The sequence below is a fragment of the Mesorhizobium sp. ORS 3428 genome, assembly GCF_001854785.1.
GTDB lineage: Bacteria > Pseudomonadota > Alphaproteobacteria > Rhizobiales > Rhizobiaceae > Mesorhizobium.
Genome location: NZ_MDFL01000090.1, coordinates 14,125 through 29,693, shown reverse-complemented (window position 1 = coordinate 29,693; position 15,569 = coordinate 14,125). Strand labels below are relative to the sequence as shown.

The 15,569-nt window shown below is 63.5% G+C and carries 17 protein-coding genes and 1 pseudogene; 2 read left to right on the top strand and 16 right to left on the bottom strand.

Annotation, left to right across the window (positions count from 1 at the left end):
- The coding region (locus ORS3428_RS08640; RefSeq protein WP_201788302.1) for an electron transfer flavoprotein subunit alpha/FixB family protein at nucleotides 1–450 on the top strand (450 nt) is incomplete at its 5' end.
- 23 nt (nucleotides 451–473) lie between these two features.
- Nucleotides 474–617, top strand: a pseudogene (locus ORS3428_RS33910) (cysteine synthase A); the annotation flags it as partial.
- 152 nt (nucleotides 618–769) lie between these two features.
- Here the strand turns inward: ORS3428_RS33910 and ORS3428_RS08635 are convergent.
- The 16 genes from ORS3428_RS08635 to ORS3428_RS08575 form a co-directional block, all read right to left on the bottom strand.
- Nucleotides 770–1,753 carry a beta-ketoacyl-ACP synthase III gene (locus ORS3428_RS08635; protein ID WP_071096461.1) on the bottom strand — a complete coding sequence of 328 codons (984 nt, stop codon included), beginning with the start codon at nucleotides 1,751–1,753 and terminating at the stop codon, nucleotides 770–772.
- A complete protein-coding gene (locus ORS3428_RS08630; RefSeq protein ID WP_071096459.1) occupies nucleotides 1,750–3,015 on the bottom strand; it encodes an adenosylmethionine--8-amino-7-oxononanoate transaminase in 1,266 nt (421 codons plus the stop codon). The genes ORS3428_RS08635 and ORS3428_RS08630 overlap by 4 nt, the downstream gene beginning before the upstream one ends.
- On the bottom strand, nucleotides 3,012–3,650 hold the full coding sequence (gene bioD / locus ORS3428_RS08625) for a dethiobiotin synthase (RefSeq protein WP_071096467.1): 639 nt from the start codon (nucleotides 3,648–3,650) through the stop codon (nucleotides 3,012–3,014). Before bioD ends, ORS3428_RS08630 begins: the two co-directional genes overlap by 4 nt.
- Nucleotides 3,647–4,774, bottom strand: coding sequence for an 8-amino-7-oxononanoate synthase (locus ORS3428_RS08620; RefSeq protein ID WP_071096456.1), 1,128 nt, complete (start codon nucleotides 4,772–4,774; stop codon nucleotides 3,647–3,649). The genes bioD and ORS3428_RS08620 overlap by 4 nt, the downstream gene beginning before the upstream one ends.
- A 23-nt stretch (nucleotides 4,775–4,797) precedes the next feature.
- Nucleotides 4,798–5,796 (bottom strand): biotin synthase BioB, encoded by a 999-nt coding sequence (gene bioB, locus ORS3428_RS08615; RefSeq protein ID WP_071096454.1) that lies wholly within the window; start codon nucleotides 5,794–5,796, stop codon nucleotides 4,798–4,800.
- 146 nt (nucleotides 5,797–5,942) lie between these two features.
- Entirely contained in the window at nucleotides 5,943–6,791 is an 849-nt protein-coding gene (gene nadC / locus ORS3428_RS08610) for a carboxylating nicotinate-nucleotide diphosphorylase (protein ID WP_071096451.1), read from the bottom strand.
- Between the two features lie 2 nt (nucleotides 6,792–6,793).
- Complete coding sequence (locus tag ORS3428_RS08605; protein ID WP_071096449.1) at nucleotides 6,794–8,347, bottom strand: L-aspartate oxidase; 1,554 nt, start codon at nucleotides 8,345–8,347, stop codon at nucleotides 6,794–6,796.
- Nucleotides 8,344–9,318 (bottom strand): quinolinate synthase NadA, encoded by a 975-nt coding sequence (gene nadA, locus ORS3428_RS08600; protein ID WP_071096447.1) that lies wholly within the window; start codon nucleotides 9,316–9,318, stop codon nucleotides 8,344–8,346. The genes ORS3428_RS08605 and nadA overlap by 4 nt, the downstream gene beginning before the upstream one ends.
- Nucleotides 9,319–9,384: 66 nt before the next feature.
- Nucleotides 9,385–10,347 (bottom strand): NUDIX hydrolase, encoded by a 963-nt coding sequence (locus ORS3428_RS08595; RefSeq protein WP_071096445.1) that lies wholly within the window; start codon nucleotides 10,345–10,347, stop codon nucleotides 9,385–9,387.
- Complete coding sequence (locus tag ORS3428_RS31375; protein ID WP_244507897.1) at nucleotides 10,253–10,759, bottom strand: EAL domain-containing protein; 507 nt, start codon at nucleotides 10,757–10,759, stop codon at nucleotides 10,253–10,255. Before ORS3428_RS31375 ends, ORS3428_RS08595 begins: the two co-directional genes overlap by 95 nt.
- Before the next feature lie 156 nt (nucleotides 10,760–10,915).
- Entirely contained in the window at nucleotides 10,916–11,521 is a 606-nt protein-coding gene (locus tag ORS3428_RS33905) for an FAD-dependent monooxygenase (RefSeq protein ID WP_244507896.1), read from the bottom strand.
- Nucleotides 11,521–12,117: an FAD-dependent monooxygenase gene (locus ORS3428_RS33900; RefSeq protein WP_244507895.1), complete on the bottom strand. Its 597-nt coding sequence runs from the start codon at nucleotides 12,115–12,117 to the stop codon at nucleotides 11,521–11,523. The genes ORS3428_RS33905 and ORS3428_RS33900 overlap by 1 nt, the downstream gene beginning before the upstream one ends.
- Nucleotides 12,118–12,211: 94 nt before the next feature.
- Nucleotides 12,212–12,460, bottom strand: a complete 249-nt coding sequence (locus ORS3428_RS34310; protein WP_338011917.1) for a hypothetical protein — start codon at nucleotides 12,458–12,460, stop codon at nucleotides 12,212–12,214.
- Nucleotides 12,453–12,638, bottom strand: coding sequence for a hypothetical protein (locus ORS3428_RS34305; RefSeq protein WP_338011916.1), 186 nt, complete (start codon nucleotides 12,636–12,638; stop codon nucleotides 12,453–12,455). Before ORS3428_RS34305 ends, ORS3428_RS34310 begins: the two co-directional genes overlap by 8 nt.
- 778 nt (nucleotides 12,639–13,416) lie before the next feature.
- Entirely contained in the window at nucleotides 13,417–14,976 is a 1,560-nt protein-coding gene (locus ORS3428_RS08580) for a tripartite tricarboxylate transporter permease (RefSeq protein ID WP_071096442.1), read from the bottom strand.
- Between the two features lie 36 nt (nucleotides 14,977–15,012).
- On the bottom strand, nucleotides 15,013–15,471 hold the full coding sequence (locus ORS3428_RS08575; RefSeq protein ID WP_071096440.1) for a tripartite tricarboxylate transporter TctB family protein: 459 nt from the start codon (nucleotides 15,469–15,471) through the stop codon (nucleotides 15,013–15,015).
- Between the last annotated feature and the right edge of the window lie 98 nt (nucleotides 15,472–15,569).

Below are 15,569 nucleotides of genomic sequence, written 5' to 3'. Positions count from 1 at the left end.
GCTGCGGTCGAGGCGGTGAGCGCGGCGGCCGATCCCGGCCTCTCCACCTTCATCGAGAACAAGCTTTCCGAGACCGACCGTCCGGAGCTGACCTCGGCCAAGATCATCATCTCCGGCGGCCGCGCGCTGGGTTCGGCGGAGAAGTTCCAGGAGGTGATCCTGCCGGTCGCCGACAAGCTGGGCGCCGCGGTCGGCGCCAGCCGTGCGGCGGTCGATGCGGGCTATGCCCCCAACGACTGGCAGGTCGGCCAGACCGGCAAGGTGGTGGCCCCCGACCTCTACATCGCCTGCGGCATCTCGGGCGCCATCCAGCATCTGGCCGGCATGAAGGACTCCAAGGTCATCGTCGCCATCAACAAGGACGAGGAAGCGCCGATCTTCCAGGTTGCCGACTACGGCCTGGTCGGCGATCTCTTCGTCATCCTGCCGGAGCTGCAAGCGATGTTGTGATTTGCTCTGCGGCGGACGCCAAYGGCATCGTCACCGGCGTCGGCCAGGTGCTGAAGAGCACAAGCTTTTGGTGCGTGTGGTGGCGGTGGAGCCGGATGCTTCGGCCGCGCTGTCGGGGCGGCCAGCCGGATCCGCACAAGGTTCAGGGCCTCGGCGCGGGTCTCGCGCGCCGATCTGATTTCACCCCAGGCCTGGGATTGTCCGGCAAGCTCGTCTGCTGGCAAGCCGATACTTGCGCGGCGCGCGGGCGAGCGCCAGGGGTGTCGCCGACGACTTCGACCGCGCAATGAAAGATCTCGCGCCTTTTGCTGACGTTAGTCTAGGCGCCAATCACCAAAGCCCCACCGGTAAGGCCAGCCCCAGCTGCAGCCAGAAGCAACGTCTCGCCCGGCCGAAATGGTTTGGTGCTGTGCCCAATGGACAGCGACAGGGGGATCGTCGCGGCCGACGAGTTGCCATAGTCGGCAATGGTTTTGACGATGCGCTCATCCGCAATGCCGAGCGACTTGCCGACCGCGTTGAAGATACGGGCATTTGCCTGGTGCGGCACGAAGCGGGAGACATCCAGCGCCGAAACACCGGCCGCCGCCAGCGCCTCTAAGGAACAGCGGCTCATCATCTCCACCGCCTTGACGAAGACCTCGCGGCCGTTCGCGATGGTCATGCGGGTTTCGGCGATGTCGATCTCTTCCGCGAAGGGGCGATTGCTGCCGCCCGCCGGGATGTGGATCAGGCCATAAGCGGAGCCGTCCGAGGCAAGCGAGGCGCCGAGTATGCCGTGGCCGGGATCGCTGGACGGAGCGAGCACCACGGCGCCGGCGGCATCGGCGAACAGCACGGCGCTCGCCCGCTCGGCCGGATTGATCCGGCGGCTCAAGATGTTGGCGGCGATGATGAGGGCCGGCCTGTCGTGCTGGCGCACGAAGCCGTCGGCGAAGGTCATGGCATAGATGAATCCCGCGCAGGCACCGGCAAGGTCGACCCCGCCGGCCTTTTTTAGCCCGAGCCTGTGCGCCACCAGCGGCGCGGTCGGCGGCAGCAGATGGTCAGGCGTCGAGGTGGCCAGAAGCAGCAGGCCGATCTCCTTGCGATCGATGCCGGCGGCCTCAAGCGCCATGGCGCCTGCCTTGGCCGCCAGTCCGGACAGCGTGTCGCCTGGCTCCGCCCAGAAACGCGAGCGGATGCCGGTGCGCCCCTCGATCCAGCCCGCCTCCAGCCCGAGGCTTGCCTCGATCTCGGCATTTCCGACCCTGCGCGCCGGCACGTGATGGCCCAACCCGATGATGCGCGCCGTGCGGTTCATCTCTTGTCGCCCGCAAGCTCGGCCGCCTCGTCGATAGCGTCGTAAAGCCGGTTGAGCTCGCCCGACGTCACGCAATAAGGCGGCAGCACGTAAATGACGTTGCCCAGCGGTCTCACCAGCAATTCGCGCTCGAGGAAGAAGGCGCGCAGCCTCGGGCCGACCTCGGCCAGATAGCCGGTACTGCCGACGCGGAGGTCGAGTGCGGCGATGGTGCCGGTCGTGCGCACATTGTCGAAACGCGGGTCCCCGTTGAACCGCGCAATCATCTCAGCTTGCATCCGCGACAGGGTTGCCACGCGTTCCGCCACGGGCTCGTCGTTCCAGATACCGACATTCGCGAGTGCCGCCGCGCAGGCGATCGGGTTCGCCGTGTAGGAGCTCGAATGGAAGAAGGTCCTGGCGCGATCGCTGGAGTAATGTGCGCGAAAAATCGCATCGGTGGCGAGCGTAGCCGCAAGCGGCAGCGAACCGCCCGTCAGCCCCTTGGACGTGCACAACATGTCGGGCGCGATCTCCGCCTGTTCGCAGGCGAACATTGTGCCGGTGCGGCCCCAGCCGGTCATGACTTCGTCGGCGATGAAAAGTGTTCCGGAGCGCTCGGCAATGCGCTTGAGCTCGGCCAGAACCGAAGCCGGATAGATCAGCATGCCGCCGGCGCCGAGCACCAGCGGCTCGACGATCAATGCAGCAACCTTGCGGTCGCGCGCCAGCCGTTCGAAGGCATCGAGCGTCTTCTGTTCCTGGCCTGCGGCAGGGAAGGGGATGGTGTCGACCTCGAACAGCAGGGGCTCGTAAGCGGCATTGAAGACGCCGCGCGCGCCGACGCTCATCGTGCCGATGGTGTCGCCGTGATAGCTGTGTTCCATGACGACGATGCGCGAGCGCGGCGCGCCATTGTTGCGGTGAAAGCCGAGCGCCATTTTCAGCGCCACCTCGACGCTGGTCGAGCCGCTGTCGGAGAAGAAGACCCAGTCGAGCCCCGCCGGCGCCATATCGACCAGCGCCGAGGCCAATTGCTCGGCCGGCTCGTGGCTGAGGCCGGCGAAGATCACCTGGTCGAGTGTCTCGGTCGCGTGCCGGATCGCTTCCACGATCTTCGGGTGGCGGTGGCCATGAGTGATGACCCACCAGGAGGAGATCGCGTCGAGTATGCGCTTGCCTTCGCGCGTCTCGACATAAGCGCCCTCGGTGCGCACGACCATCGGCGGCACCGGCTCTGTGGCATGTTGGGTAAAGGGATGCCAGACAGCGGAGCGGGTCACTGTGGGGCCTCCATGAAGTTGGGGACGTTGAATGCGGCCCTCATGGCTTCGGAAAGCGCTGCGGGCGTCAGCGGATCCAGACGCGGCAGACGACCAAGCACGCGCACCCTGCCCATCTCGGCGATCGTCCTTTGCGTATCCGCCATCTCGTCGCCGATGAACGCGACACCGAGTAAGGGTATTGAGCGGGCACGCAGGGCCTCGAGCGAAAGCAGGGTGTGATTGATGGTGCCGAGCRCCGTGCGCGCGCAAAGAATGACCGGCAGCTGCCAGTCCCGGAAGATATCGATGAACCTTGTCTGCCGATTGAGYGGCACCATCAGCCCGCCGGCCCCTTCGATGATGAGCGGGCCGGGCAACTCCGGTAGTGAGAGCTTTGCCGCTTCGATCGCGACACCATCGATCTCGGCTGACCGATGCGGCGACAGAGGCGTCTTCAGACGGTAGACTTCCGGCAGGACGCGCCCTGAAGGTAGGCCAGAAAGCCGGGCAACAACCTCGCTGTCGGTCTCCTCGTCGAGGCCCGATTRCACCGGCTTCCAGTAGAAACCGTCGAGCAGGCCTGCGAGACCGGCCGAAAACACGGTCTTGCCGATGCCGGTGTCGGTGCCGGTCACGATGACGCGTGCCGTCATGGTGTGCGCTCCCATGTCTCGGCGAGAGTATCGAACAGCGCCGAAACATCTGCTTTGTCGACATTCAGCGTCAGAGAGATGCGAAGCCTCGCCGTGCCCTCGGGCACCGTTGGCGGGCGGATGCCGCGCACGTCGAAGCCATGCGACTGCAGAGCCTCAGCCAGCGCCATGGCGCGGGTATTGTCGCCGACGATGATCGGCAGGATCTGCGAGCCCCTCGCAGGCAAGCCAAGGTCCTCGGCCCTCTTGTCCGCGAGCGCGACCAGCCGCGCCAGCCGTTCACGGCGATCCGGTTCGTCAGCGACGATATCGAGGGCCGTTGCCGCCGCCACCGCCATCAGCGGCGAGGGCGCGGTGGCGTAGATGAAGGGACGACAGCGGTTGACGAGATAGTTGCACAGAACTTCTGGCGCGGTGACCAGCGCGCCGGATGCGCCCAGCGCCTTGCCGCAGGTATGCAGCACCACGACGTTGTCTCGGCCTTCGAGATCATGCGCAAGGCCGCGCCCATCCGGACCGTAGACGCCGGTGGCGTGCGCCTCGTCGACATACAGGAATGCATCGTGTCGGTCCGCGACCTCGATCAAGCCATCAAGCGGAGCCCGATCGCCGTCCATGCTGTAGAGGCTCTCGACCACGATCCAGGCACGGCCGGTGCCGCCTCTTGTGCGCCAGGCTCGGATCGCATCGTTCACGGCATCCGCATCGTTATGCGCGGCTTCCGTCACTTCGGCGCGGCCGGCTCGCGCCCCCTCATGCGCACTGGCGTGGATCAGTTTGTCCAGCACGATCAGATCGCCCTTCTGGGGCAAGGTCGTGAGCACGGCGAAATTGGCGACATAGCCGCCGCCGAAGAATAGCGCGCGCTCGGCGCCGAAGAAGTCGGCCGCCTTGGCTTCGAGCGCCTCGTGTTCGGGGTCGTTGCCGCGCAGGAGCCGCGACCCTGTCGCCCCGACCGGGGTGCCTGCGGCGAGTGCCGCGGCGACCGCCTCCGCCAGACGCTTCGAGCGCGCAAGGCCGAGATAGTCGTTGGAGGCGAAATCGAGGCCCGAGCGCGGGCCCAGGGTCCGCAACCGGCTCTTGCGGGCCAATCCGCTCAAGGTCGCCTCGTAGCGGTCGAGCATCGCTCGGCCGTTCGCTCCTCCGCTCACGAGGCTTCGCGCGCAAAAGGCTTGATGCCAAGCCGGCGGAACAGCGCGCTGTCCTTGTCCTCGCCGGGGTTCTCGGCGGTCAGCAAGGTATCGCCGACGAAGATGGAGTTGGCGCCGGCGAAGAAGCACAGCGCCTGCATCTCGTCGCTCATCGCCGTGCGGCCGGCCGAGAGCCGTACATGCGATTTGGGCATCATGATGCGGGCTAGCGCGATGGTGCGCACGAATTCGATCGGCTCGATCGGTTCGGCCTCGCCGAGYGGTGTGCCCTCGATCGGGATCAGCATGTTGATCGGCACGCTGTCGGGCGGCTCCGGCAGGTTGGCTAAAGTCACCAGCATGTCGATGCGGTCGGCCTTCTCCTCGCCCATGCCGACGATGCCGCCGCAGCAGACCTTGATGCCGCTGTCGCGGACATTGGCGAGCGTCTCCAGCCGGTCGGCGAAGGTGCGGGTCGAGATGATCTCGCTGTAGTAGCGCTCGGAGGTATCGATGTTGTGGTTGTAGTAGTCGAGGCCGGCCTGCTTGAGCCGCTGTGCCTGATCGAGGTCGAGCATGCCGAGCGTCATGCAGGTCTCCATACCGAGCGCCTTCACGCCCTCGACCATGGCGACCACGGCGTCCATGTCGCGCTCCTTGGGGCTGCGCCAGGCGGCGCCCATGCAATAGCGCGTGGCACCCGCATCGCGTGCTTTCCGGGCCTCGGCGATGACGCGCTGAACCTCCATCAGCTTCGATGCCTTGAGGCCGGACTGGTAATGCGCGGACTGGCTGCAATAGCCGCAATCCTCGGGACAGCCGCCGGTCTTGATCGAGAGCAGGCGCGACAGCTGCACCCGGTTGGGATCGAAATTCTCGCGATGGATCGTCTGCGCCCTGAAGAGCAGGTCGTTGAAGGGCTGGTCGTAGATCGCCTGGGCCGCTTCGCGGGTCCATTGAATGGAAGCCTCGCGGGTCGACCCCAAGGCGGCGTTCAACTGTGGTTCGACGTTCATGCCATCTCCATTCTTTGGATGTCCATTCGCAACCGAATTCCGGTGAACGGGAAGCTTCTATTGACCAACCTGGCCATTTATTGCCGGCTCATGAGCGCCGGTTTCTGTTCAAAGGTGGCGTGTGCCTTGACCAAGGACATGCTTCGCTACTGGCAATCCAGTCCAATATCAAGGATCGGCGCGCTGTGCGTGATCCAGCCGACCGAAATCAGGTCGACGCCGGTCGCGGCTATCGCCCGTGYCGTCTGCGCGGTCACCCGGCCGGAAGCCTCGGTGATCGCGCGGCCGCCGACGGTCGACACCGCCAGGGTCAGCTGCTCGATGGACATGTTGTCCAGCAGTACCGCGTCGACGCCGCCCGCGAGTGCGATATCGAGCTGTTCAAGCGTGTCGACCTCGGCCTCGATCTTCACCATGTGRCCGACGCTAACACGGGCCCGCTCGATCGCTGTGCGGATGTCACCGGCAATCGCGATGTGATTGTCCTTGATGAGCACGGCATCATCGAGGCCGAAGCGGTGATTGCCGCCGCCACCGGCGCGCACCGCGTATTTTTCCAGCGCACGCAGACCGGGCGTCGTCTTTCGCGTGCACACGATTTTGGCTTTGTAGTCCCGCACCGCATTGACAACCGCTGCGGTTTGCGTGGCGATGCCGCTCAGATGACAAAGCAGATTGAGCGCCGTGCGCTCGGCCGTGAGCAACGCACGAGCGGGCCCACGCACCGACGCTATGACGTCTCCCGCGGAGACGCCGCTGCCGTCCGAGTGGATCATGGTGACTTCGGTTCGTGGATCGATCAGTTCGAAGGCGAGGGCGGCGACAGCGAGACCGGCGATCACGCCCGRCTGTCTTGCGGCAAGCACCGTTGTTGCGGCGGCGTCCGGCGGAACGATCGCGTCGGTGGTGAGATCGCCGGCGCGACCCAGATCTTCGAGCAGGGCGGCTCGCACCAGCGGCTCGACCATCACGCGCGGCAAAGGCGTCAGCGGCATGGTCAAGCCCTCCTGTCGAGCAGCGTTACGGTGTCGGGTGTTGTGTCGGAAAGGATCGCCGCTGCTTCGAGCGTCTCGTCCATGGTCAACCGCAGCGATCGGGACTGCGCATCACTTTGGGGAAAATCGGTCCGAAAGTGCGAACCCCGGCTTTCCTCTCTGTGAAGAGCGGCGATCGTGATCATTAGTGCGACCAGTGCAGGATCGGACGCGGCACCATGGCCGACTGCAATCGGCGCCAGGGCCTTCGCCGCTTCGCGCAGCGTCTGGCCATCGCGTTCAATGCCGAGCGCGTGCGAAGCGATCGGGCGGATGCGCGAGGCCTCCGGTCGCGGCGGCACGATAGCCGGCTTCAGCCGTCTGTTCGCGGTAGGCGAGGCGGCGGCGACGCTTACCGCGACCCAGGCAGCGCACACCACTGCTTCAATGAGCGAATTGCTGGCAAGCCGGTTGGYGCCGTGCAGCCCTGTCCGGGCGACTTCGCCACACGCCCACAAGCCGCGAAGCGAGCTGCGGCCCTCGGCATCCACCGCTACGCCGCCCATGTGATAGTGAGCCGCGGGACGCACGGGGATAGGCTCCGCGGCGGGATCGATGCCGGCTTCACGGCAAAGCGTTGCGATCGCAGGGAAGCGGTCGGCGAACCTCGTGCCGAGACACTTCCGCGCGTCGAGGAACACGTGGTGCCCGCGGGCAAGCTGGCGCCACACCCCTCGCGCCACGATATCGCGCGCCGCGAGTTCTGCGCCCCGCGTATCKGCGAGGAAGCGGCGGCCCTGCTCGTCGACGAGGATCGCGCCTTCGCCGCGCACCGCTTCGCTCACCAATGGCATCGGGCGCCGCGGACCGTCGAGCGCGGTCGGGTGGAACTGCACGAATTCGAGGTCGGCGAGCTCCGCGCCGGCACGCGCGGCAAGCGCCAGGCCCAGGCCGAACGAGCCGAGCGGGTTCGTCGTATGGTGGAACAGGCCGCCTATGCCTCCGGTCGCAAGCACAACGCGGCTTGTTGAGAGCGTCACCGCATCGCCGTTTCCGACCGCAAGCACGCCGGCGATTTCGCCATCCTCGACGAGCAGGCGCCTGACCTCGACGCCTTCGAGGATGACGATCGAAGGCGCCCGTCGCACGGCGGCGGCGAGCGCGCGGACCAGCGCGCGGCCGGTGGCGTCGCCGCCGGCATGAACGATCCGCCGGCGCGAATGYGCGGCTTCGAGCCCGAGCAGAAACGTGCCGTCGGGTGCATGGTCGAAAGCTACGCCCAATCGCTCCAGATGCTCGATCGCTTGTGGTGCAGCCTCGACGACGCGTCGCACCGTCATCTCGTCGCAAAGCCCGTCGCCGGCTGCGAGCGTGTCGCCAAGATGCAGGTCTGGGCTGTCATTGCTGCCGAGACTCGCTGCAACCCCACCCTGCGCGAGCATGCTGGAGGCATCATCCCCCAGTGGGGCCTTGGAGATGATGACGACCGGCTCCGGGGCGAGCTGCAGCGCCGTCATCAGCCCCGCAATGCCGCCGCCGATGATAACCGGCCGGCCGTTGAGGTTCTGCATGGTCATATGGCGAGCATCCGCTCCACCGCCCCGCGTGCCCGCTCGGCCACATCAGGATCGATGGTCACGACGTGGCGGTTCTCCTCCAGCGCCGCGCGGATATTGGCAAGGGTGATGYGTTTCATGTGTGGGCAGAGGTTGCAGGGACGTACGAAGTCGACGTTCGGATGCTCGACGGCGACGTTGTCGCTCATCGAGCATTCGGTCATCAGCACGACGCGCGCCGGCTTGTGCCGTCCGACATAGTCCGACATCGCCGCCGTCGAGCCGGCGAAATCCGCCTCCGCAACAACCTCCGGCGGGCACTCGGGATGGGCAAGGACCGTGACGCCGGGATGCGCCTCGCGCAGTTCGCGTATGTCGGCGGGTGTGAAGCGCTCATGCACCTCGCAGTGTCCCTTCCAAGCAATGATCTCGACCTTCGTCTGGGCCGCGATGTTCCTGGCCAGATATTCGTCGGGCAGCATGATCACCCTCGGGGYGCCGAGCGATTCCACCACCGCCAGCGCATTGCCCGGGGTGCAGCAGATGTCGGACTCTGCCTTCACGGCAGCGGACGTATTCACATAGGTCACGATCGGCACGCCTGGATAGCGTTGCCGCATCAGGCGTACGTCCGAAGCCGTGATCGAGTCGGCCAGCGAGCAGCCGGCGCCGAGGTCCGGAATGAGCACGGTCTTGCCGGGATTGAGGAGCTTGGCCGTTTCGGCCATGAAATGCACGCCRGCCAGTACGATAACGTCCGCATCGACCGACATCGCCTTGCGGGCGAGCGCCAGACTGTCGCCGACGATGTCGGCCACGCAGTGGAAGATCTCGGGCGTCTGGTAGTTGTGCGCCAGAATGACGGCGTTGCGCTGGCGCTTCAGCGCCAGGATGGCGTCGATGTCGTCGGTGAAGGCCGGCCATTCGATCGGCGGGATCACCCGCCGGACGCGATCGTAGAGCGATGCAGAGGTAGACAGCGAAACGGGCATCGGTGCTCCAATTATGCTCAGTATGAGTATAATTTGGATATATGCTTACTGTGAGCATAAGTAATGTCAACCCCGCGTCAGCGGCAATTTCGCCCCTGCAACAACCCGCTCGTCGAGAACGGCATGGCGGAAACGGAAGAGCTTCGCTGGTCGCCCGACCGTGTCGGCGGTCGTCTCTCCCGTTTCTTCGACCAGGTCCTGCTGCTCGATGAGACGCCGGAAATTCTGCTTGTGGAGAAGCCTTCCGGAAAGGGCTTCAACGGTCCGCTGCAACTGGAGGAGGGTGAAGACGGGCGGCATTAGCTCGAACACGACAGGGCGATATTTGATCTTGGAGCGCAACCGCGCAATTCCGGTCGCCAGGATCCGGCGATGGTCCGCTATCATCGAGTTCCCTGGTATCGGCAAAGCTGCGCTCCGCTCTGACCCGCGCACTRCCTCCTCGATCAGACCTGCCTCGTAGAGGAGTTCGTAACGCTGCAGGACGAGTTCCTCGTTCCAGTCGCGGCCATCAAAACCGAAGGCAATCGCTGCCCGCTGTCTGCGCTCGCGCCTCAACGAATCGTGAGCAGCCTCGTCCACCCAGGCCAGCAGGCGCGATTGCAGGATGTCCGATACCATCGGCGGGGTGCCGGAACGGTGGTCTTCCCAGGGGAAATAGTCGTACCAGCTTCGCCAGGCACGCTTACCCGAGACAGCGGCATGCTCGGCGCGCGTCAGGGCAAGATAGCTGATCGAGATCACCCGCTGTTCACGACGCTCGCCGATCCGGTCGCGGTCGGCAAAGGTGTATAGCTGCTCGATATAGCCGAGCTGGTGACCGGTCTGGTGTTCCACCCATGTCCRCAGGCCCGACTGCAAGGAGCGATGGCCGAGCTCGAACGGCCCCGAGGGCAGAGCGTCCGCTCGGCCGATAGTAAGCACGCTCGGCGCCTTATCGGTCATCGCCACAACGACCGCGATCAGGTCCACGTGCGCATCGTGGGCTCTCTCTGGAGATGTGTCCTTGCTGGTTGCGCGGTCCTGCATGATCTCGCGTTCGGTGAGCCTGATCTGACAGATTGAATCGGATTGCCGCGAAGGTGGACTGGGCACGTTTATCCGTCAATGTTGCGGGCTTAGGCAGYACACCGTTGCAACAACGGTTGGAGCATTTCCATGATCCCTTAGCCCTGGCGTGCCCGGCCTTGCCGTTGCCCCTACCTCGCTCCTTGCCGACCAGTTCTGCTATGCTTTGAGCGGAAACGGGCTTGCTGAAGTGATAGCCCTGCAACTCGTCGCAGTTGTTCTTGCGTAGGAACGCCACTTGGTCATCCGTTTCAACGCCCTCGGCGATCACCGTTAGATTGAGYTTCTGCCCAAGTGAGATCATGGCGCTGGCAACGGCTTGGTCGTTCTTGTCGGTGACGAGGTCGTCGATAAAGGATTTGTCAATCTTCAAGCCTAGCCACCAGGAAGGTTTCAACGCGCTGAGGCTGGAATGGCCCGCCCGAAATCATCGATCGAGACCCGCACGCCGACGTCTTTACCGGGGTGAATCGATCGTCGAGCCGGGTCTCGTTTACAATCGGAAGACTGACGTTCCTGCCCAACACTTTCAATTGATTGGGAGCTGCCAGTGATAGTCGGGCAGTCGCACCGCGTCGGTAATTTCCTTCCCGATCACCAGACGCGCCAGGCCGGGTACCGCGAATGCCTTTGTCACTAGGTTACGGATTAGAAGTCCCAGCTGGGTCCTGGGTGCCAAGGCAGTGGCAAATCGCTCCGCTCCTCGCTGTTTTGCTTGGATGTAGTTCCGCAAGAACGCCTCATATTTGATGAAAGCCTCTTGATGCCGTCCATTGGCTTTCAAGAGTTCGCCTGCCAGCACATAGGCCGAAATCATCGCCAAGGCTGAACCTTGCCCCGCCAGCAGGGAAACGCAAAATGCGGCATCGCCGGTAAGGGCCACGCGACCCTTCGACCAGCTGTTCATCCTGATCTGGCTGACGCTGTCGAAATAGAGTTCGTCGGTACGGCCCAACTCCTCCAGGATGCGAGGGCATTCCCACCCGCCATCTTCGTATTTCTCTCGAAGCATCTCCCGTTGCATGTCCAACGCCGTTGGCAAGGGACCGCTATCGACGGCGAAGACGAGCAGGAAGAGCGTGCGGTTGCGATGCAGCGTGAAACGGCCGACCATCCGGCCCGGCCGCCCGTACATCAAATACACGTCCTCGTCGCGCGGCCGGTAGCCCTCGACCTCAAATGCCGCGACCGCGTAGCCGAGTTTTTCTCGAACTGGTGCCTGGGCCCGAATGCCAGTCGCCGAACGCCCGAATGCAAGCCATCCGCGCCGATCACCAGATCAAACTTGCGCTCGCCTCGATGTTTCAATCGAACGCGCACGCCGTCAGAATTTTCTTCGAGTCCGACGATCTCATTACCGAAAATGATCTCACTTGTGTCTTCGATCTTTGCGAACAGCAGCCGCGAGAGATCGCTGCGTGCGAGCGTGACATAGCGGCCGTTTGTCAACTCGTCGAAGACGTCTGTGCCAAAGCCTGCGACGCGCTTTCCGCTATCGTTCACGATGCGCATCTCGCGCACATGATATCCCACCCGATTGATGTCTGCCTCGAGGCCCATCCGTTTGGCGACCCAATAGCCAAGACCCCAAAAATCAATGACATAGCCCCCAGTGCGCAATTGGGGCGCCTGCTCGATCAGAGTCGGCCGGAACCCTGCAGCTCCGAGCCAAAAGGCGAGTGCAGGCCCTGCAATTCCGCTGCCGGAAATCAACACCGTTCGGTCGATCATACTGGATCACCACGTTAGCTAGAGCACTTCGCCGGGATAAACGCCCCACAAGTCGGAACACTCGCGCTGCCGGGCGAAAATCAAGGATCGGCAATCAACTCTTGGTATTGTCCTGAGCGACGCTGTTCGCCGGGATCGTGTCCATCGCCGCCAATTTGTCCGCACACAAGTCCGCGGCGCCTGGCACATCCTTCTTGATGCCGGCCAGTTTCACCCATCCGCCATCGCTGATGAAGCTATCTCTCTGGTAGGAAGATGTTCCCTTCAGCTTGGCCAGGTTTTCCTTCGCGTTGGATGCTGTGATGAACTTTTCGACACAGAGATTGGCGACCAGCTCAGCCATCGCCTTGATTCGCGGAGGTCTTCGCCATTTCCGACGCTGTTCCTGCCGAGGTCCAACCGCCGGCCGTGAAGCCGACTATCATCGTTGCCACAACCGCGCCCACTACTGACCAAAACCAAAGTGTCTTGGAAGGTTGGTACTCATCGAAGCGTTGTGACAGAGTTTGATTGTTTTCCATCGTCTCCTCCCTTTCAGATACTCCAGGTTGATTTCCTCCGCCCGGTCGACAGCGGCCGGCAAGCAAACCGATCCTTCGAGAATGGATGAATCCTTCTGCCGGGTATGACCCAACACTTTCGGGACAGGGAAGGGGTGCCATTCTGACGGCAGAGCTTCCGGTCGCGAGCAAAAAACCGATGGCGCARTCTTGGAACGCTCGCACCTATCTTCTGCATGTCAGCAGTCGCGACGTTCTGCTTGGCCACCCAGAAATTCTCCAAAATGAGGAGTGCGTACGAAGTTCRCCTCGATGCTCCATATACCGAGCCCGATCGGAAAATATTCCAAGCCAGTCGCAATCATGTGAAGTCGCGGTCTGCTGGTCACTTGCTCCAGTCGTGTCCACGCCAATGAGTTAGCCCTGTTCATGTCGCGGGCCTTTGCCGACCGGTCTGCGAATTCGGCCGGAGGGAGCCGTGTCGTGCTTCTAACAGCTGGTGATGARCAACTCGTTGAGCCGCCCATCGCGCAGCCGGCCGTTGAACAATTCCATGCCGCGATGGTTGCCGGAGCCGGGACGAAGCGCCATTAAAGCGCGTCGCGATCTTTCAGATTCGCTCGCTGCGTTTTAGGGTTTTGATTTTTACGCATGTCTCTGTCCCGAAACCGGTTCCGCCTTTCGGGAGACATGCTTTAGGCGTCGTCGTAGACGAAGCTGGATCTTGGGGGAGATCGAAAATCGAGCCATCCAGACGCCGTGGCAATGCTTCAATCGGGGATCGCCTCGGCGCTCGGCGTCATGTCGGACGATGATCACCACCGTCTGCCGTGGAACCTTGAAGGGAATCTGCCGTAAGGACTGCCGGGTTTGTCTTGCCGGGCTTTCGCCATGACAACATCATAGGCACCAGCGCGACGGCCAGCGCCATCACCCACAAGACGATACAAATGGTGCTGGAGAACAGGATCGACAACTGGCCGCCRCTGATCGCGAGTGCGTTGCGCAGGTTGATTTCCRTGACGTGRCCAAGCACRAAGCCGAGGATGATCGGAGCCATATCGAAGCCTGCCTTACGCAACAACCAGCCGATCATGCCGATGCCCAGCATCATGAAGATCGAGAAGACCGAGGCGTGGGTCGAATAGACGCCGACGATGGAGAGGACGAGAATGCCGGGGACCAGAAGCCAATTCGGGACGGTCAGGATGCGGGCGAAGATATTGACTAGCGGGAGGTTGAGCAGCAACAGGAGAAAATTGCCTATGAACAGCGACGCGACCAGACCGCCGACGATCTCCGGCCGTTCGGTGAGCAGCATCGGACCCGGCTGGATGTTGTAGAGCATCAAGGCGCCAAGCATGACGGCGGTCGTGCCGGATCCTGGCACCCCCAAGGTCAGCATGGGCACGAAGGCGCCGCAGGCGGTTGCGTTGTTGGCCGCCTCCGGCGCAGCCAGTCCGCGCACATCGCCCTTGCCGAAGGTGCCCTCGGTGTCGGAGAGCCGCTTTTCGGTGGTGTAGGCGATTGCGCTTGAAACCGACGCGCCCGTGCCCGGCAGCACCCCAACGACGAAGCCGATAACCGAGCTTCGCAGCATGGTGCCTGTGCACTTGACGATGTCCGCCGTCCGCGCTGTCATGCGCCCGAGTTCGCGGATCACGGTGAAGCCGCGGCCTTGATGCTCGAGGATATTGAGGGCCTCGGAGATGGAGAAAAGGCCGATCACCAGCACGACGAACTCGATCCCGTCCCCCAACTCCGGCTGATTGAACGTGAAGCGGTAGGCGCCCGACGTAGCGTCGAGCCCAACGGTGGCAAGCATCAGGCCGAGCGTGCAGCCGATCAGGGTCTTGACCGGCTGACTGCCGACCATCGACCCGAGCGTGGCAAAGGCAAAGACCATCAGCACGAAATATTCAGCCGGACCGAAACCGATCGCCAGACCGGCAAGGATCGGCGCAAACAGGGCCAGTCCGATCGAGCCCAGCATGCCGCCGACGAAGGACGACAGGCCGGACAGCGTCAAGGCCTCGCCGGCCCGACCCTGCCGGGCCATTGGATAGCCGTCGAGCGCGGTCATCACGGCGCCGGCATCGCCGGGCACATTGAGCAAGATCGACGAAATGCGCCCGCCATATTCGGCGCCGCAATAGATGGCCGACAGGAGGATCATCGTGCTCTCGGCCGGAAGCCCCATCGTGTAGGCGATCGGTAGCAAAAGGGCGATGCCGTTGATGGGCCCGATGGCGGGAAGCGCGCCGACCAAGGTGCCGATGAAGCAACCAATCAAGCCGACCAGAAGGTTTTGACCCGCCAGTGCGACGGTGAACCCGTGCCAGAGATAATCGAGGTTCATGGTACTGCCTTTCTCGATCCGAGGGCCAGTTCGCGATCAGCCGACCACGGTGCCTGCGGGCAGATAGACCTGCAGCAGATAGGAAAATATGAACCACCACAGCGCCGCATGGCCTGCCGCGCCGATGGCGGCGTTGCGGAGCGAGGCTCCAAAGATTAGTCCCGTGCCGAGGGTAAGCAAAAAGATCGAAGCCGCGAAGCCGACCGTCTCGAAGATAGCAACGCAGGCTACCAGCAGCAGCGGGATGGCGAGCACGCGCCACAAGAGCGGCCCGGACGGAAAGACCTCGGCGGTGCCGGGCGACCTTGCATAGAGCAAGCAAAGAAGTCCCAGAACGACCGCCAGCGCCTCCGGTACCACGCGAGGTCCAAGCGGGTCGGACGCGAAAGCATATTCGATACTGGCGCTGCCGAGGCCGTAGGCGACGGCGAGGCCGAACAAGCAAAACGCAGAGACGCGGCCGGTGATAAGAGCAGCCTTGGCACCGTCAGACATAACATACCTCCATCCAATGCTTCCGAAGCCGCCCGCTCGGATCGTCGGGGGCAATGACGGGCTTTCCTCCAATTTCCAGGAAAGCCCGTCCACCGGTG

What these genes read in the sequence shown, in the direction of transcription:
- ORS3428_RS08575 (WP_071096440.1), bottom strand. Translation starts at nt 15,471, where the DNA reads ATGTCTGACGGTGCCAAGGCTGCTCTTATCACCGGCCGCGTCTCTGCG.
- ORS3428_RS34305 (WP_338011916.1), bottom strand. Translation starts at nt 12,638, where the DNA reads ATGGAAAACAATCAAACTCTGTCACAACGCTTCGATGAGTACCAACCT.
- ORS3428_RS08635 (WP_071096461.1), bottom strand. Translation starts at nt 1,753, where the DNA reads ATGAACCGCACGGCGCGCATCATCGGGTTGGGCCATCACGTGCCGGCG.
- ORS3428_RS33905 (WP_244507896.1), bottom strand. Translation starts at nt 11,521, where the DNA reads ATGTACGGGCGGCCGGGCCGGATGGTCGGCCGTTTCACGCTGCATCGC.
- ORS3428_RS08620 (WP_071096456.1), bottom strand. Translation starts at nt 4,774, where the DNA reads ATGCTCGACCGCTACGAGGCGACCTTGAGCGGATTGGCCCGCAAGAGC.
- ORS3428_RS34310 (WP_338011917.1), bottom strand. Translation starts at nt 12,460, where the DNA reads ATGGCTGAGCTGGTCGCCAATCTCTGTGTCGAAAAGTTCATCACAGCA.
- ORS3428_RS33900 (WP_244507895.1), bottom strand. Translation starts at nt 12,117, where the DNA reads ATGATCGACCGAACGGTGTTGATTTCCGGCAGCGGAATTGCAGGGCCT.